This is a genomic window from Vibrio sp. Of7-15, assembly GCF_022347565.1.
GTDB lineage: Bacteria > Pseudomonadota > Gammaproteobacteria > Enterobacterales > Vibrionaceae > NORP241.
Map to the genome: position 1 here is coordinate 166,697 of NZ_JAKRGH010000003.1, position 14,937 is coordinate 181,633.

The window sequence follows — 14,937 nt, forward strand, 5'->3', positions numbered from 1 at the left end:
AGAAATTTGATTAAAGAATGGCATTAAAATAAAAGTGGGAGTAAAAGAAAAGCCCTGAATATAGAAAATCAGGGCTAAATTCATACAGTTCAATAAAGCTGTGATTATTTTACGCTTGGTAAAGTATTTACAGGCATTAACTTATTGTGAGTTGCTTCTAACAATAATGCATTGGCTTTTTCAATATCAGGCGCAAAGTAACGATCTTTGTCATAAAAAGGTACGCGTTCACGTAGTTCTGTTTTGGCTGCCTCAATAAGCTCAGATGAACGTTTTGGTGCCCTAAAGTCGAGTCCTTGCGCTGCTGCGAGCAATTCAACGGCTAAAATACCGCGAGTGTTTTCAGCCATGTCTTTTAAACGACGGCCAGCAAAGGTTGCCATAGAAACATGGTCTTCTTGGTTGGCTGATGTCGGTAAGCTATCGACTGATGCTGGGTGAGCTAATGTTTTGTTCTCACTAGCAAGAGCAGCTGACGTTACCTGTGCAATCATAAAGCCTGAGTTTACACCGCCATTATCCACTAAGAATGGTGGTAATTTACTTAGACCGCTGTCGATTAACAGTGCCATTCTGCGTTCAGATAAGCTACCAATTTCAGCAATCGCGAGAGCTAGGTTGTCACTGGCCATTGCGATAGGTTCAGCGTGGAAGTTACCACCAGAGATAATGTCGCCATCATCTGCAAAAACAAGTGGGTTATCAGATACTGAGTTCGCTTCTACTTCAAACACGTCAGCGGCTTGGCGAATCTGATGTAAACACGCTCCCATTACTTGAGGCTGACAGCGTAATGAATAAGGGTCTTGTACCTTTTCACAATCAGTATGAGATTCACCGATTTCACTGCTGCTATCAAGAATATTACGGTAGGCGGCAGCGGCATCCATTTGTGTACGGTGACCACGAACACGGTGAATACGAGGATCAAATGGACGACGGCTACCGAGTGCTGCATCGACAGACATGGCACCACATAAGGTTGCTGAAGCAAACAGATCTTCGGCAGCAAATAGACCTTCAAGTCCAAATGCCGCAGAGGCTTGTGTGCCATTAAGTAGCGCTAGGCCTTCTTTAGGAGCCAGAGTAATTGGTTCTAATCCAGCGATAGACAAGGCGTCTAAACCCGAAATGATATTTCCGTTGTAACGCGCCTGTCCTTCACCTAGTAAAATGGTGCTCATGTGGGCTAGGGGAGCTAAATCACCAGAAGCACCAACAGAGCCTTTTTTAGGTATGCATGGGTAAACTTGTGCGTTAACTAAAGTGATTAAGGCTTCAATGACTTTAAGGCGAATACCAGAGTAGCCACGCGCTAAGCTGTTAATTTTCAAAACCATCATTAAACGAACAGTTTCGTCGTCCATGAACTCACCGATACCAGCGGCATGAGAAAGAACGATACTGCGTTGCAGGGTTTCTAAATCTTCAACAGCAATGCGAGTATTTGCCAGTAAGCCAAATCCGGTATTAATTCCATAGACGACGCGATCTTCAGCAATGACATCGTTCACAACTTGAGTGCTGGCTTCAATATCAGGAATAGCAGCTGGATCTAAGCTTAATTTAACTGGTGAACGGCTTATATGGCGTAAGTCGTTAAGGCTCAATTTCCCTGGGGTAATGGTTAGTTGGTACATCGTATTCTCCATAGCCATTATTTGTTTAGTTCGTTGTTAAGCATTGGCAGATCTAGCCCTTGCTCTTTAGCGCATTGTTTAGCGATGTCATAACCTGCATCAGCATGACGCATCACTCCTGTTGCAGGGTCATTTCGTAGTACACGGCCAACACGCTCAGAAGCATCGTCCGTACCATCACATACCACAACCATGCCTGAATGTTGCGAGAAGCCCATACCTACGCCACCACCGTGATGTAGAGAAACCCAGGTTGCACCACTTGCAGTATTTAACATTGCGTTAAGTAGTGGCCAATCTGAAACTGCATCGGAGCCATCCATCATGCCTTCGGTTTCACGGTTCGGGCTGGCTACAGAGCCTGAATCTAAATGATCTCGGCCAATAACGATAGGGGCTTTGAGCTCACCATTTTTTACCATTTCATTGAACGCCAAACCTAAACGTTGGCGATCTTTTAAACCAACCCAACAAATACGAGCAGGTAAGCCTTGGAATTGAATGCGCTCACGAGCCATGTCTAACCAATTGTGTAGATGTGGGTTATCAGGGATCAGCTCTTTTACTTTCTGATCGGTTTTGTAAATGTCTTCTGGATCACCAGATAAGGCCGCCCAGCGGAAAGGACCGATGCCTTCACAGAATAATGGACGAATATAAGCAGGAACAAAACCAGGGAAGTCGAAGGCATTTTCGACACCTTCTTCTAGTGCCATTTGGCGAATGTTATTACCGTAATCTACCGTTGCAGAGCCTTTCGCTTGCAGATCCAGCATGGCTTGAACTTGTAATGCCATGGATTGTTTCGCTGCTTTAACCACGGCTGCTTCGTCTTTAGTGCGCATTTCTGCCGCGTGCTCCATGCTCCAGCCTGTAGGCAAGTAACCGTTTAGTGGGTCATGAGCTGACGTTTGGTCGGTAACGACGTCTGGAGTGATGCCACGTTTGACTAGTTCAGGGAAAATATCTGCTGCATTACCTAGTAGTCCAACTGAAACTGGCGAGTTATTGTCGATGGATTCATTGATGATAGCCAAAGCTTCATCTAGCGAGGTTGCTTTTTTGTCAACATAGCCTGTACGTAGGCGGTAATCGATGCGTGACTCGTCACATTCGACAGCTAACATAGAGAAGCCTGCCATTGTTGCCGCCAGTGGCTGAGCGCCACCCATACCACCTAAACCACCCGTTAATACCCAGCGCCCTTTGGCTTGGCCATCAAAGTGTTTCTTCGCCATAGCAACGAATGTTTCGTAAGTACCTTGTACAATGCCTTGAGAGCCAATGTAAATCCAAGAGCCAGCAGTCATTTGACCGTACATCATCAAGCCTTCTTTATCTAGCTCGTTGAAGTGCTCCCAGTTTGCCCAGTGTGGAACTAAGTTAGAGTTGGCAATCAATACGCGAGGGGCATTGTTGTGTGTTTTGAAGACCCCAACAGGTTTACCTGATTGAACTAACAAGGTTTCATCATCTTCAAGGCGCTTTAGTACGTCGACGATGGTGTCGAAGCATTGCCAATCACGCGCTGCACGGCCAATGCCGCCGTAAACAACCAGCGAGTGAGGGTGCTCTGCGACATCAGGGTGTAGGTTATTCATTAGCATGCGTAATGGTGCTTCTGTTAACCACGATTTTGCGTTTAACTCAGTGCCTTCAGGCGCTTTGATTGTACGAGTAGTGTCTAAACGCTTGTTAGTCATGTTGCTCTCCTTTGCAGGGTAGGGTTACATCTGTAATAGGTTGAAGTTATTTTATTTTTTGGTGTTAATTTTTGTTGTCATTCATTGCTCTGGCAATATCCCAAGTCAGCCTTGCCGCTAAGCGAGCAGTTTGGCTGTCAATGTCGTACCTTGGGTTATATTCAGCGAGATCGGCCACTAATAATTTTGACTGTCCTTCGTCTGTTTTTGCTTCAAAAATCGGTTTCATTAGCGCCTCGATGATCTCGTAACTGACGCCACGAGCGGCTGGCGCACTGACTCCCGGAGCGGTGCAGGCTGGGAAAACATCAATATCAATGGTTAGATATAAATAATCGGATTCACGAATAAAGGTTTCTAATTCAACGGTTCTGCGAGCCAAAGACAAGGCCGTTAGTTGGTGATCTTCACGGTATAACACACCCAGTTCATCGGCTTTTTTAAACAGCGCTTGTGTATTACTAGCTCTGCTGACACCGAGGCACGCGTAGTGAAAAGGCCAATCACGGTTTTGGCAGTAGTTGGCTATTTGAGAAAATGGCGTGCCTGAGCTTGGTCGGTACTCAGAGCTGGCAGCGCTGTAGTTACGTAAATCAAAATGCGCATCAAAATTAATAATGCCAATTTTTGGTGGTTTTGTGTGCTGGCGCTGCTCTAGGTATTTGGCTAAACCTTGGAAAGATCCCCATGCAATTTCGTGCCCGCCACCTAACGTAATGACTTTGTGCTTTTGGCGCAGAGCTTGGCAAATGTCGTTACTTAACCGACGCTGGCTATCATCTAGGTTATGATCGTCACAGTGAATGTTACCGCCATCATAAAACGGAGTGTTGTGATGCCAAGCAAGGTTAGCTAGTGCTCTGCGAATAGTATCAGGGCCATCATAAGCACCGACACGGCCTTTATTTCTTGCCACGCCTTCATCACAGGCAAAGCCAAGTAGCATAAGCCCAGGTTCTCCGCTCAGGCTCGCTTGCTCAGAACCATCCTGTAGAACGACTTTTTGATGTATGCGTTGTCCTAATTCACCATCTTCAGGGTCAACTCGGCCTTGCCATATAGTCTTATCAAGCGGCATAACACACCTCTCCGTTCACCAGTCGAGCGTGGAGGCGCGGGATACCAACTTGATAAGATAAATCAGCAGGGTGTTCAATATCCCAGATGGCTAAATCAGCATCAAAACCCGTAACTATTTGTCCTTTGCTATGATTTAACCCTAATGCTTGTGCGGCATGTACAGTGACACCCCGTAGCGCTTCTTCTGGTGTGAGTCTGAATAACGTACACGCCATATTCATCATCATAGTCAATGATGCAAATGGCGATGTGCCAGGGTTGAAATCAGTCGCAATGGCCATTGGCACGTTATGTTTCCGCAATAGCTCAATTGGAGGGAGTTGTGTTTCGCGTAAAAAGTAAAAGGCACCAGGAAGTAAGGTGGCGACGGTGTGATTATGAGCAAGCGCTTTAACCCCAGCTTCATCCAAATACTCAACATGATCGACAGAGCTTGCGCCCATGTTTGCAGCAAGTGCACTGCCACCAAGGTTACTCAATTGCTCCGTATGACCTTTAATGCCCAAACCGTACTGTTTTGCAGTTTCAAAGACTTTTTGGGTTTGCTCTAGGTTAAAACCGATCCCTTCACAGAATACATCGACGTAGTCGGCGAGTTGTTCTTCCGCCGCTTGTGGGATTATTGTGTCGCACACATGGTCGATATATTGATCGGCCTTGTTTTGGTATTCCGGCGGCAGAGCATGGGCTGCGAGGAGAGTTGTGGATACGTTAATGCGTTCATGTTGTTCAAGTTGGCGAGCAACACGAAGCATTTTCAGCTCATCTTCTAAAGTTAACCCGTAGCCAGACTTGATTTCCACTGTTGTTACGCCGTCACGAATCAAGCCTTGTAATCTTGGTAGTGCTAATTCACACAGCTCAGATTCAGAGGCATTACGTGTCGAACGAACCGTTGATAAGATGCCACCACCACTTTTTGCAATTTGTTCGTAAGGTACGCCCGTCAAGCGTTGTTCAAACTCATTCGCTCTGTTACCAGCAAAAACAAGGTGGGTGTGGCAATCAATTAACCCTGGAGTGACCAGTTTGTTTTGGCAGTTGATGACTTTTACATGATCAAGTGAAGAAAATTCTTCTTTAGCGCCGATCTGCTTAATTTTACCTTTCTCTATACCAATATATTGATTATTAAGAACTTGGTAGCCATCTGGGCCTGTACTCATGGTGACTATATTGGCGTTACTCAGTATAAAATCCATCACAGCCTCTAAATATGAATTAAATGTATATACAAATATATAGACAAATGAGGCGGGTGCCGCAAGTAACTTAAGAAAAAGTTGTGATGTAGGTAGCTATAAAGGGGCTAAAAAGAACGGTATTGAAACTAAAGCAGGGAGAAAATAGCTTCCTCCCTCTGATGGTTTGAGGGAGGGAAAAAAGGTAGCGGGGATGATAAATTCGTGGTTATAAATGAGTACGGGAGCTGAGTTTATAACGGTGCCCAGGGTGGTAGAGCAGGGCGGCACTGATGAGGTTTTGTTTGCTCCAAGTACGGCGGTTAAGCAGTAGGCACGGTTCATTGGCACTTAAATTTAAATAACGCTGTGTTTTGGCGTCTGGAATGATGGCTTCAACAGTGTGTTCAATCGTACTTAAAGGGCAGTTTTGAGACAGATATTCATTAGGGGTGGCTTGGCTGAAGTCTTGCTGGATATAGGCTGGAGCATATTCAGGGTTAACCCAGCGAATTTCTAACTGCAGTGGCTTATTGTCTTCAAAGTGGATAATTTCACTGAAATAAATTTGGGTACCTAACATCACCCCAAGGCGCATTGCGATTTCATCATCGGCCACAATGCTTCTCTGGCTTAGCACTTTATTACTGTACTCTCCGCCGCGCTGGCTGATCTCATCAGCAATATTGCGAATATCGGTGAGAGGGGATTCCGCTTTTTTCTGGCATACAAACGTGCCCAGCCTTGGGGTGCGTTCTAGTAGTCCGTCAGACACTAAATCACGAATGGCTTTATTTACTGTCATACGGCTGACATTGAAGGTTTCGGTTAATTCGAGCTCTGTTGGAATTTTATGGCCAGGAACCCATTCATGGGCGCTGATTTTGTCACTGATGTATGTTTTTATCTGGATGTAGCGAGGGGACTTACTCATAGTGACAACCTGGTTATAGAATGCGAAATATAATTGAATATACAAATATTCGCTGACCCATACTGTAATTGCAAGTGATAAAGCAAGATTCGAAATAACAGAAGAAGAATATTTGATGTTTTTGTTAATTGGATCGATGGATTGTGCAATTTGTAGATAAAAACACAGAATCGCTTGAACCTTACCCATAACCTCATAATATTCAAGATAGTCATTGTTATTTCATGTTTTTTCGTTAGTATGCTTCCTTACTTATCTTAACCGCATCTGTATTTGTGTTTAAGTGAGTAACTGATCTTATACTGTTTTTGTTCAATTTATTGATTTACAAGAATATTTTTATTATCACGTGCTGCTTGGTGTGCAGCACCACTGTAAAGGATATATCATGCCTGTAATTACTCTTCCTGACGGTAGTCAACGTCAATTTGATCATGCTGTTTCTACTATGGATGTCGCTGCAGACATCGGCCCAGGCTTAGCGAAAGCTTGTATTGCTGGTCGTGTAGATGGCGAGCGTGTTGATGCGTGTGATTTAATTGAAAATGATGCACAGCTAGAAATCATCACAGCGAAAGACGAAGATGGATTAGAAATCCTTCGTCACTCTTGTGCTCACCTTCTAGGTCATGCCATTAAGCAGCTTTTCCCAGAAGCAAAAATGGCAATTGGTCCTACCATTGACAGCGGCTTCTACTACGATATCGATCTTGAGCATTCTTTAACGCAAGACGATCTTGATGCCATCGAAAAACGCATGAAAGCGTTAGCGAAAACGAAGTATCAAGTTATCAAGAAAAAAGTAAGCTGGCAGGAAGCTCGTGATGTGTTTGAAGCACGTGGCGAGACATATAAGATGGAAATCCTAGACGAAAACGTTGCTCGCGACGATCGTCCTGGTTTGTACCACCACGAAGAATACATTGATATGTGTCGTGGCCCGCACGTACCAAACATGAGCTTTTGCCAGAACTTTAAGATTCTGAGCGTTGCTGGTGCATACTGGCGTGGTAACAGCGACAATAAAATGTTGCAACGTATCTACGGTACAGCTTTCCAAGATAAAAAGTTACTAAAAGCTCACCTAGTACGTCTTGAAGAAGCGGCTAAGCGTGACCACCGTAAAATTGGTAAGCACTTAGATCTATTCCATATGCAGCAAGAAGCGCCAGGTATGGTGTTCTGGCATCACAATGGTTGGTCTATTTTCCGTGATCTAGAAGTGTTTGTGCGAGAAAAACTGACTGAGTACGATTACCAAGAAGTAAAAGGCCCATTAATGATGGACCGCGTACTTTGGGAGCGTTCTGGCCACTGGGATAAATATGCAGAAGCGATGTTCACAACAAGTTCTGAGAACCGTGAATACGCAATTAAGCCAATGAACTGCCCAGGTCACGTGCAAATCTTTAACCAAGGGTTGAAGTCTTACCGTGATTTACCATTGCGTATGGCAGAATTTGGTAGCTGTCACCGTAACGAGCCTTCTGGTGCACTACACGGCATTATGCGTGTACGTGGTTTCACTCAGGATGATGCACACGTATTCTGTACTGAGTCTCAAGTTCAGCAAGAAGTGAAATCTTGTATTGAAATGGTCTACGATACTTATACGACGTTTGGATTTGAGAACATTGTCGTTAAGTTATCAACTCGTCCTGAAAACCGTGTTGGTTCTGACGAGATGTGGGATCGCGCTGAGTCAGATTTGAAGCTTGCTCTAGAGTCAATGGATATTCCATATGAGATTCAAGAGGGTGAGGGTGCGTTCTACGGACCGAAAATTGAATTTACTTTGCATGATTGTCTAGATAGAGCTTGGCAATGCGGTACAGTTCAGTTAGACTTCGCACTTCCTGAGCGTCTAGGTGCGACTTATGTCGGTGAAGACAATGAACGTCACACACCAGTGATGATTCACCGAGCCATTTTAGGTTCTCTTGAGCGCTTTATAGGAATCCTGATTGAAGAGTACGCTGGCTTTTTCCCAACGTGGTTGGCTCCAGAACAGGCGGTAGTCATGGGAATTACCGACAAGCAAGCTGATTACGTGCAAGAAATTGCAAAAAAACTACAAAAATCAGGATTTAGAGTCAAAGCGGACTTGAGAAATGAGAAGATTGGCTTTAAAATTCGCGAACATACTTTGAAACGAGTTCCGTACATGCTTGTTTGTGGTGACCAAGAAATGGAAGCCGGAGAAATCGCAGTACGTACTCGCAAGGGTAAAGACTTGGGTAAATTTAAGATTGACGATTTTGTTGCATACCTGCAGCAAGAAGTTAGCACCCGAAAGCTCAATATTGTGGAGGAATAAGGTATTAAAGGCGGAAGAAGAGCCCAACAGCCGGCTAAACAAAATGCGCATCGTCTAAACGGTGAAATTCGCGGTGTACGTGAAGTACGCTTAACTGGTCTTGACGGCGAGTCAATGGGTGTAGTTAGTCTTAACGAAGCTCTAGACGCAGCGTTAGAGGCTGGTGTTGATTTAGTTGAAATTAGCCCGAATGCCGAGCCACCTGTCTGTCGTGTGATGGACTACGGCAAATTCCTCTTCGAAAAGAGCAAGGCTGCTAAAGAGCAAAAGAAAAAGCAAAAACAGATCCAAGTGAAGGAAGTAAAATTCCGTCCTGGTACAGATGTAGGCGATTATCAGGTAAAACTACGCAACCTGGTTCGCTTCATTGAAGAGGGCAATAAAGTCAAAGTAACTATCCGCTTCCGCGGTCGTGAAATGGCGCACCAAAGCATCGGTGTTGACGTTCTTAATCGCTTGAAAGCCGACACAGCTGAAATTGCAGTTGTAGAAAGCTTCCCAACGCGTATCGAAGGTCGTCAAATGATCATGGTTATTGCTCCAAAGAAGAAGTAATTAAGGCATTCAAGTAATACAACGGGGCAGTTGTAAAGCTGCCCCGTTTTATTCGCCTGGTTACTATGTTTATTAACGCAACAATGCGGAGTTACATTCATCATGTCTAAGATGAAATCAAACAAAGGTGCTGCTAAGCGTTTCAAGAAAACTGCTGGTGGTATTAAGTTCAAGCACGCTGGTAAGCGTCACATCCTTACTAAACGTACTACTAAAAACAAGCGTCAGCTTCGTCCAAATGCACTACTTCCAAAATGTGAACTAGCTGCAATTGCTCGTATGCTTCCATACGCATAATTTTTTAGTATTTATTCATTTAGTTTAGGAGAGACATAATGCCTCGCGTAAAACGTGGTGTACAAGCTCGTGCACGTCATAAGAAAGTTCTGAAGCAAGCTAAAGGTTACTACGGTGCACGTTCTCGTGTTTACCGCGTAGCTTTCCAGGCGGTAACTAAAGCAGGTCAATATGCTTACCGTGACCGTCGTAACAAGAAGCGTCAGTTCCGTCAACTTTGGATCGCTCGTATCAACGCAGCATCTCGTCAAAATGGTCTATCTTACAGCCGTTTCATCAACGGTCTTAAGAAAGCATCTATCGAGATCGACCGTAAGATCCTTGCTGACATCGCAGTATTCGACAAAGCAGCATTTGCTGTTCTAGTTGAAAAAGCGAAAGCTGCTCTGTAATTCAGAACAGACAAGGCTTAAAGAAGGAGAGCATTAGCTCTCCTTTTTTCGTTTTTAGTAATAGAAGTACTATCTTTGACTATCCAACAGATGACTTTTTAATAGCAATTCCTGTTGTACTAGTTGGCCGCTGAGTTGTATGTGGTGGGACGGAGTTAGTGCTTGTGATGACATAGCTAAAGTAATGTTTTTAGCTAATGTTTTACACTTCGAAAATATCTGAGCTAAATGTTCTATTTGCTTTTCTAATACATCAATACTGCTTTGGATTTTAACCATTTTTTGATGGATTTTTTTTGCTTTGATTGATGAAGAGTGCATCGTTTCTAAGTTAACTGAATGATTTTTAATCGTTAGCTGCAGCTCTAAAGCGTAGTTAATATTCAGCTTGTCTGTCTCTAATGATGCTAGTTTCCCCTTTTTTTCCTCTAAGAGAGCCTGCTTGGCTTTAAGCAGACCCTTTAGGTGTTTATTCTGATGCATTAGTAGCTGTAATTGCGAGAGTATTACAGTACTCATTGTTTCTCCTTACTCTTCCATTTCATTTAGTAGCTTAGCTGTTTTAGCTTCTTCTAATCTTTGTAATAATTTTTTTGATTCACTGTCATCACGCACAGCTTTACTTAATGTGATAGTGGCGCTGATTAAGAATAAGCTGCAAATACTGTAATAACCTTTCACCAGTAGATCACCTGGTAGCATGATAATGCTGATGATCATGGCAGCTACCGCCAGTAGGAAAGTGAATTTTGCATAGTTAAGCCAGTACTTATCTTGTGTATTCATTTTTTATTCCTTAATAATTGAACGGTGTTTTTTTATTTAATTTAGACGGAATAAATTAAAAGTGCAAATAAAAATATGAATATTTTAGATACAGTTTTCACTTATGATTATAAGTGCTTATTTGTAAGTGTTTTTTAGTGTATTTGTCAGCTCTTCGATCGAGAGATATTTAAGCATAGTGTTATGGAATTATTGTCTTTTAGTGGGTAGGGGAGTTTTTTTAATCAAATAGCCCTAATTATTGCGGATTCGATTTGGATTTATAGGCGGCTTTCATTAGTATGTATGGTTACGCAATTAACTGTATTATATCCGTAATGGACACCACCACGATGGGTGGATGAGGAAGAGATGCAACATCTAGAAGAGATCATTGCCAATGCAACGACAGCGATTGAAAGCGCTGATTCGTTAGTCGCACTTGATGAAGTGCGAGTTCAGTATTTAGGTAAGAAAGGTGAACTAACTTCACAGCTTCAAAGCCTAGGTAAATTACCACCTGAAGAGCGTCGCACTGCTGGTCAAGAGATCAACAAAGCGAAAGGTGCTGTTCAACAAGCGATCGCTGCTCGTAAAGACGCACTACAACGTGCAGAGCTAGAAGCGAAACTGGCTGAAGAGACAATCGATGTGAGCCTACCGGGTCGTCGCATTGAAAACGGTGGTCTACACCCAGTAACACGCACAGTTGAGCGTATTGAACAGTTCTTTGGTGAGCTTGGCTTTAACACAGAGTCTGGTCCTGAGATTGAAGATGCATTCCACAATTTTGATGCACTAAACATCGCAGATGATCACCCAGCTCGTACTGACCACGATACCTTCTTCTTCAACCCAGACTTAATGCTGCGTACGCACACGTCTGGTGTTCAGATCCGTACAATGGAAAACGGCAAGCCACCTTTCCGTTTCATCGCCCCGGGCCGTGTTTACCGTAACGACTACGACCAAACTCACACACCAATGTTCCACCAAGTGGAAGGTATGTTAGTTGATGAGAACGTAAACTTCGCTCAGCTGAAAGGTATTCTGAACGACTTCCTATGTAACTTCTTTGAAGAAGAAGTTGAAGTGCGTTTCCGTCCTTCATTCTTCCCGTTTACAGAGCCTTCAGCTGAAGTTGACGTTAAGCGTAAAGATGGCAAATGGCTAGAAGTTCTAGGCTGTGGCATGGTTCACCCTAACGTACTTCGTTCAGTAGGCATTGATCCTGAGAAATACTCTGGTTTTGCATTCGGTATGGGTGTTGAGCGTCTAACGATGCTTCGTTATGGCGTAAATGACCTTCGTGCGTTCTTCGAGAACGACCTTCGTTTCCTAAAACAATTCAAGTAATCCGGGGCAGTCAATACTATGAAATTCAGTGAATCTTGGCTACGCGAGTGGGTTAAACCTGCAATAAACAGCGAAGAGCTAGCTCACCAAATCACTATGGCTGGTTTGGAAGTTGACGATGTAGAACCTGTTGCTGGTGAATTCACCGGCGTTAAAGTAGGTAAAGTGGTTGAGTGCGGTCAGCACCCAGACGCAGACAAACTACAAGTTACAAAAATTGATATCGGCGAAGAAGAGCTGTTAGACATCGTATGTGGTGCATCTAACTGTCGTCTTGGCCTAACTGTAGCAGTAGCAACAGTTGGCGCAGTACTGCCTGGTAACTTCAAAATCAAGAAAGCAAAACTACGTGGCGTTCCATCGCACGGCATGCTTTGTTCTTTCTCTGAGCTAGGTATCGACGTTGAATCAGACGGCATCCTTGAGCTGCCAGAAGGCACAACTCTAGGTATGGACGTTCGTGAGCTTCTAGAGCTTAACGACGTAACTATCGACGTAGACCTAACAGCAAACCGCGCAGACTGCTTCAGCATCCGTGGCCTTGCTCGTGAAGTTGGCGTACTAAACCGCACAGACGTTACAGAGCCAACAGTTGAAGCTGTTGCAACAAGCATTGAAGACACAGTATCTGTTGAAGTTAAAGCAACGGATGCTTGTCCACGTTACCTTGGCCGTGTGGTTAAGAACGTAAACGTGAAAGCGGAAACACCAATCTGGATGCAAGAAAAACTGCGTCGTTGTGGTATCCGTTCAATTGACCCAGTTGTAGACATCACAAACTACGTGATGCTAGAGCAAGGCCAACCAATGCACGCATTTGATCTAGCTAAGATCGAAGGTGGCATCGTGGTTCGTCTAGCAGAGCAGGGCGAAAAACTAACACTTCTAGATGGCAACGAAGCTGAACTAAACAGCAACACGCTTGTTATCGCTGACCACAACAAAGCATTAGCAATCGCGGGTATCTTTGGTGGTGAAGAGTCTGGTGTTACCACTGAAACTACAGACGTTCTTCTAGAAGCAGCATTCTTCGCACCGGATCACATCCGTGGTCGCGCACGTGCATACGGCCTTCACACAGATTCTTCTCTACGCTTCGAGCGTGGTGTTGATTCAACACTTCAGCTAGCTGCTATGGAGCGCGCAACACAGCTTCTAGTTGATATCTGTGGTGGTGAAGTTGCGCCAGTAAACGGCAGCGAGTCTGAAGCTGATCTACCAAAAGCAAACGTAGTATCTCTACGTCGCGTTAAGCTAGACAGCCTACTAGGTCACGAAATCCCATCTGAAGACGTGGTAGAAATCCTAACTCGTCTAGGTTGTGAAGTTGAAACTACAGAAGCAGGTTGGACGGCAACGTCTCCATCTTGGCGTTTCGATATCGCAATCGAGCAAGACCTAATTGAAGAAGTAGGTCGTATCTACGGTTACGATAACATTCCAAACCAAGCGCCTAAAGCAGCACTTAAAATGAATGACCACAAAGAAGCTGACCAACCGCTTAAGCGCGTTCGTGACCTTCTTGTAGACCGTGGCTACCACGAAGCAATCACATACAGCTTTGTAGAACCAGAACAGCAAAAGCTTGTTGTACCTGGTGTTGAGCCGCTAATCCTGCCATTCCCAATCTCTGCGGACATGTCAGCAATGCGTCTTGGCCTAATCCAAGGTCTTCTAAACACAGTGGTTCACAACCAGAAGCGTCAACAGCCACGCGTTCGTCTATTCGAATCAGGCCTACGTTTCATCCCAGAAGCATCAGCTGAAAACGGCATGCGTCAAGAAATGATGCTTGCGGGCGTTATCTCTGGTACTCGTGGCGAAGAGCACTGGGACGTTGCAACAAACACTGTTGACTTCTTCGACCTGAAAGGCGACCTAGAAGCAGTTCTAGAGCTAACAGCGAACGAGAAAGCTTACAGCTTCAAAGCAGCTAAGCACCCAGCACTTCACCCAGGTCAAACTGCCGCTATCGTAGTAGACGCTGGTTTAGAAACAGAAAGGGAAGTGGGTATCATTGGTACTGTTCACCCAGAACTAGAGCGTAAGTTTGGTCTTAATGGCCGTACTATTGTATTCGAAATCGAATGGGCAGCAATCAACACTCGCGTGCTTCCAGAAGCAGTAGCAGTATCTAAGTTCCCTGCAAACCGTCGTGATATCGCGGTTGTTGTTGACGAAACAGTAGCTTCTGGTGACATCGTAGAAGCGTGTATCGCAGCGGGTGGCGAATTCCTAACAGGCGCTAAACTTTTCGACGTTTACGTTGGTAAAGGCGTAGAAGAAGGTAAGAAGAGCCTAGCTATCGCACTTAGCCTACAGTCTGTAGAACGCACACTAGAAGATGCAGACATCGCTGGTTCAGTAGATGCCATTGTTGCCGCTATTGGCGATAAGTTTGGCGCGACTCTTCGTGATTAATGCATTGAATTTTTGATTTCAATACATGAATTTGTAAAGCCGATTTCGTTAAAGAAATCGGCTTTTTTATTTCTAGATGATAAATCATTTCCCACTAATATTAAGATATTGATAGGTGATATTTTCTTATTTCATACCGTCTTGATGCGCAAGCAACTGTATGAATAATGGACGATTGGCTTTAAAATACAATCAAAATTACGATTCTCATTTTCCGCGAAATTCTTATCTTTTTTTCATAACAATATGAAAAATATATAGTTTATTTTTTTATCTCTCGTACTTAGAAGTGTTCT

General features: G+C 44.1%; 13 protein-coding genes. 6 read left to right on the plus strand and 7 right to left on the minus strand.

Features of this window, described 5'->3' with window-relative positions:
- Positions 1–104: 104 nt before the first annotated feature.
- From hutH to hutC, 5 genes are all read right to left on the minus strand, one after another.
- Positions 105–1,640, minus strand: coding sequence for a histidine ammonia-lyase (gene hutH / locus MHO82_RS05365; RefSeq protein ID WP_239182828.1), 1,536 nt, complete (start codon positions 1,638–1,640; stop codon positions 105–107).
- A gap of 17 nt (positions 1,641–1,657) precedes the next feature.
- The gene (gene hutU, locus MHO82_RS05370) at positions 1,658–3,343 is read right to left on the minus strand and encodes a urocanate hydratase (protein ID WP_239182829.1); all 1,686 of its coding nucleotides are present in this window, start codon (positions 3,341–3,343) and stop codon (positions 1,658–1,660) included.
- A gap of 64 nt (positions 3,344–3,407) precedes the next feature.
- Positions 3,408–4,421, minus strand: coding sequence for a formimidoylglutamase (hutG, locus tag MHO82_RS05375; RefSeq protein WP_239182830.1), 1,014 nt, complete (start codon positions 4,419–4,421; stop codon positions 3,408–3,410).
- Positions 4,411–5,625, minus strand: coding sequence for an imidazolonepropionase (gene hutI / locus MHO82_RS05380; protein ID WP_239182831.1), 1,215 nt, complete (start codon positions 5,623–5,625; stop codon positions 4,411–4,413). The genes hutG and hutI overlap by 11 nt, the downstream gene beginning before the upstream one ends.
- A 208-nt stretch (positions 5,626–5,833) precedes the next feature.
- Complete coding sequence (hutC, locus tag MHO82_RS05385) at positions 5,834–6,538, minus strand: histidine utilization repressor (protein WP_239182832.1); 705 nt, start codon at positions 6,536–6,538, stop codon at positions 5,834–5,836.
- Between the two features lie 388 nt (positions 6,539–6,926).
- Here hutC and thrS point away from each other — a divergent pair, with 388 nt between their 5' ends.
- The 4 genes from thrS to rplT all read left to right on the plus strand — a co-directional run bounded on the left by thrS (position 6,927) and on the right by rplT (position 10,099).
- Positions 6,927–8,855 carry a threonine--tRNA ligase gene (thrS, locus tag MHO82_RS05390; RefSeq protein ID WP_239182833.1) on the plus strand — a complete coding sequence of 643 codons (1,929 nt, stop codon included), beginning with the start codon at positions 6,927–6,929 and terminating at the stop codon, positions 8,853–8,855.
- 3 nt (positions 8,856–8,858) lie between these two features.
- Positions 8,859–9,410: a translation initiation factor IF-3 gene (gene infC, locus MHO82_RS05395; RefSeq protein ID WP_239182991.1), complete on the plus strand. Its 552-nt coding sequence runs from the start codon at positions 8,859–8,861 to the stop codon at positions 9,408–9,410.
- A 102-nt stretch (positions 9,411–9,512) separates the two neighbouring features.
- Positions 9,513–9,707 carry a 50S ribosomal protein L35 gene (rpmI, locus tag MHO82_RS05400; protein WP_239182834.1) on the plus strand — a complete coding sequence of 65 codons (195 nt, stop codon included), beginning with the start codon at positions 9,513–9,515 and terminating at the stop codon, positions 9,705–9,707.
- Between the two features lie 38 nt (positions 9,708–9,745).
- Positions 9,746–10,099, plus strand: a complete 354-nt coding sequence (rplT, locus tag MHO82_RS05405; RefSeq protein WP_004401084.1) for a 50S ribosomal protein L20 — start codon at positions 9,746–9,748, stop codon at positions 10,097–10,099.
- Between the two features lie 69 nt (positions 10,100–10,168).
- On the opposite strand, the gene MHO82_RS05410 is transcribed toward rplT, so the two are convergent.
- Together MHO82_RS05410 and MHO82_RS05415 are read right to left on the minus strand one after the other, a co-directional pair.
- On the minus strand, positions 10,169–10,618 hold the full coding sequence (locus MHO82_RS05410; protein WP_239182835.1) for a hypothetical protein: 450 nt from the start codon (positions 10,616–10,618) through the stop codon (positions 10,169–10,171).
- 9 nt (positions 10,619–10,627) lie between these two features.
- The gene (locus MHO82_RS05415; RefSeq protein ID WP_239182836.1) at positions 10,628–10,885 is read right to left on the minus strand and encodes a YiaA/YiaB family inner membrane protein; all 258 of its coding nucleotides are present in this window, start codon (positions 10,883–10,885) and stop codon (positions 10,628–10,630) included.
- A 351-nt stretch (positions 10,886–11,236) separates the two neighbouring features.
- On the opposite strand from MHO82_RS05415, the gene pheS reads away from it, so the two are divergent.
- Positions 11,237–12,220 carry a phenylalanine--tRNA ligase subunit alpha gene (pheS, locus tag MHO82_RS05420; RefSeq protein WP_239182837.1) on the plus strand — a complete coding sequence of 328 codons (984 nt, stop codon included), beginning with the start codon at positions 11,237–11,239 and terminating at the stop codon, positions 12,218–12,220.
- Positions 12,221–12,238: 18 nt separating this feature from the next.
- The gene (pheT, locus tag MHO82_RS05425; protein WP_239182838.1) at positions 12,239–14,641 is read left to right on the plus strand and encodes a phenylalanine--tRNA ligase subunit beta; all 2,403 of its coding nucleotides are present in this window, start codon (positions 12,239–12,241) and stop codon (positions 14,639–14,641) included.
- Positions 14,642–14,937 lie beyond the last annotated feature (296 nt).

Bases quoted from the DNA above. Each gene is read 5' to 3' on its own strand.
- hutH (WP_239182828.1), bottom strand. From the start codon at position 1,640: ATGTACCAACTAACCATTACCCCAGGGAAATTGAGCCTTAACGACTTA.
- hutU (WP_239182829.1), bottom strand. From the start codon at position 3,343: ATGACTAACAAGCGTTTAGACACTACTCGTACAATCAAAGCGCCTGAA.
- hutG (WP_239182830.1), bottom strand. From the start codon at position 4,421: ATGCCGCTTGATAAGACTATATGGCAAGGCCGAGTTGACCCTGAAGAT.
- hutI (WP_239182831.1), bottom strand. From the start codon at position 5,625: ATGGATTTTATACTGAGTAACGCCAATATAGTCACCATGAGTACAGGC.
- hutC (WP_239182832.1), bottom strand. From the start codon at position 6,538: ATGAGTAAGTCCCCTCGCTACATCCAGATAAAAACATACATCAGTGAC.
- thrS (WP_239182833.1), top strand. From the start codon at position 6,927: ATGCCTGTAATTACTCTTCCTGACGGTAGTCAACGTCAATTTGATCAT.
- rpmI (WP_239182834.1), top strand. From the start codon at position 9,513: ATGTCTAAGATGAAATCAAACAAAGGTGCTGCTAAGCGTTTCAAGAAA.
- rplT (WP_004401084.1), top strand. From the start codon at position 9,746: ATGCCTCGCGTAAAACGTGGTGTACAAGCTCGTGCACGTCATAAGAAA.
- MHO82_RS05410 (WP_239182835.1), bottom strand. From the start codon at position 10,618: ATGAGTACTGTAATACTCTCGCAATTACAGCTACTAATGCATCAGAAT.
- MHO82_RS05415 (WP_239182836.1), bottom strand. From the start codon at position 10,885: ATGAATACACAAGATAAGTACTGGCTTAACTATGCAAAATTCACTTTC.
- pheS (WP_239182837.1), top strand. From the start codon at position 11,237: ATGCAACATCTAGAAGAGATCATTGCCAATGCAACGACAGCGATTGAA.
- pheT (WP_239182838.1), top strand. From the start codon at position 12,239: ATGAAATTCAGTGAATCTTGGCTACGCGAGTGGGTTAAACCTGCAATA.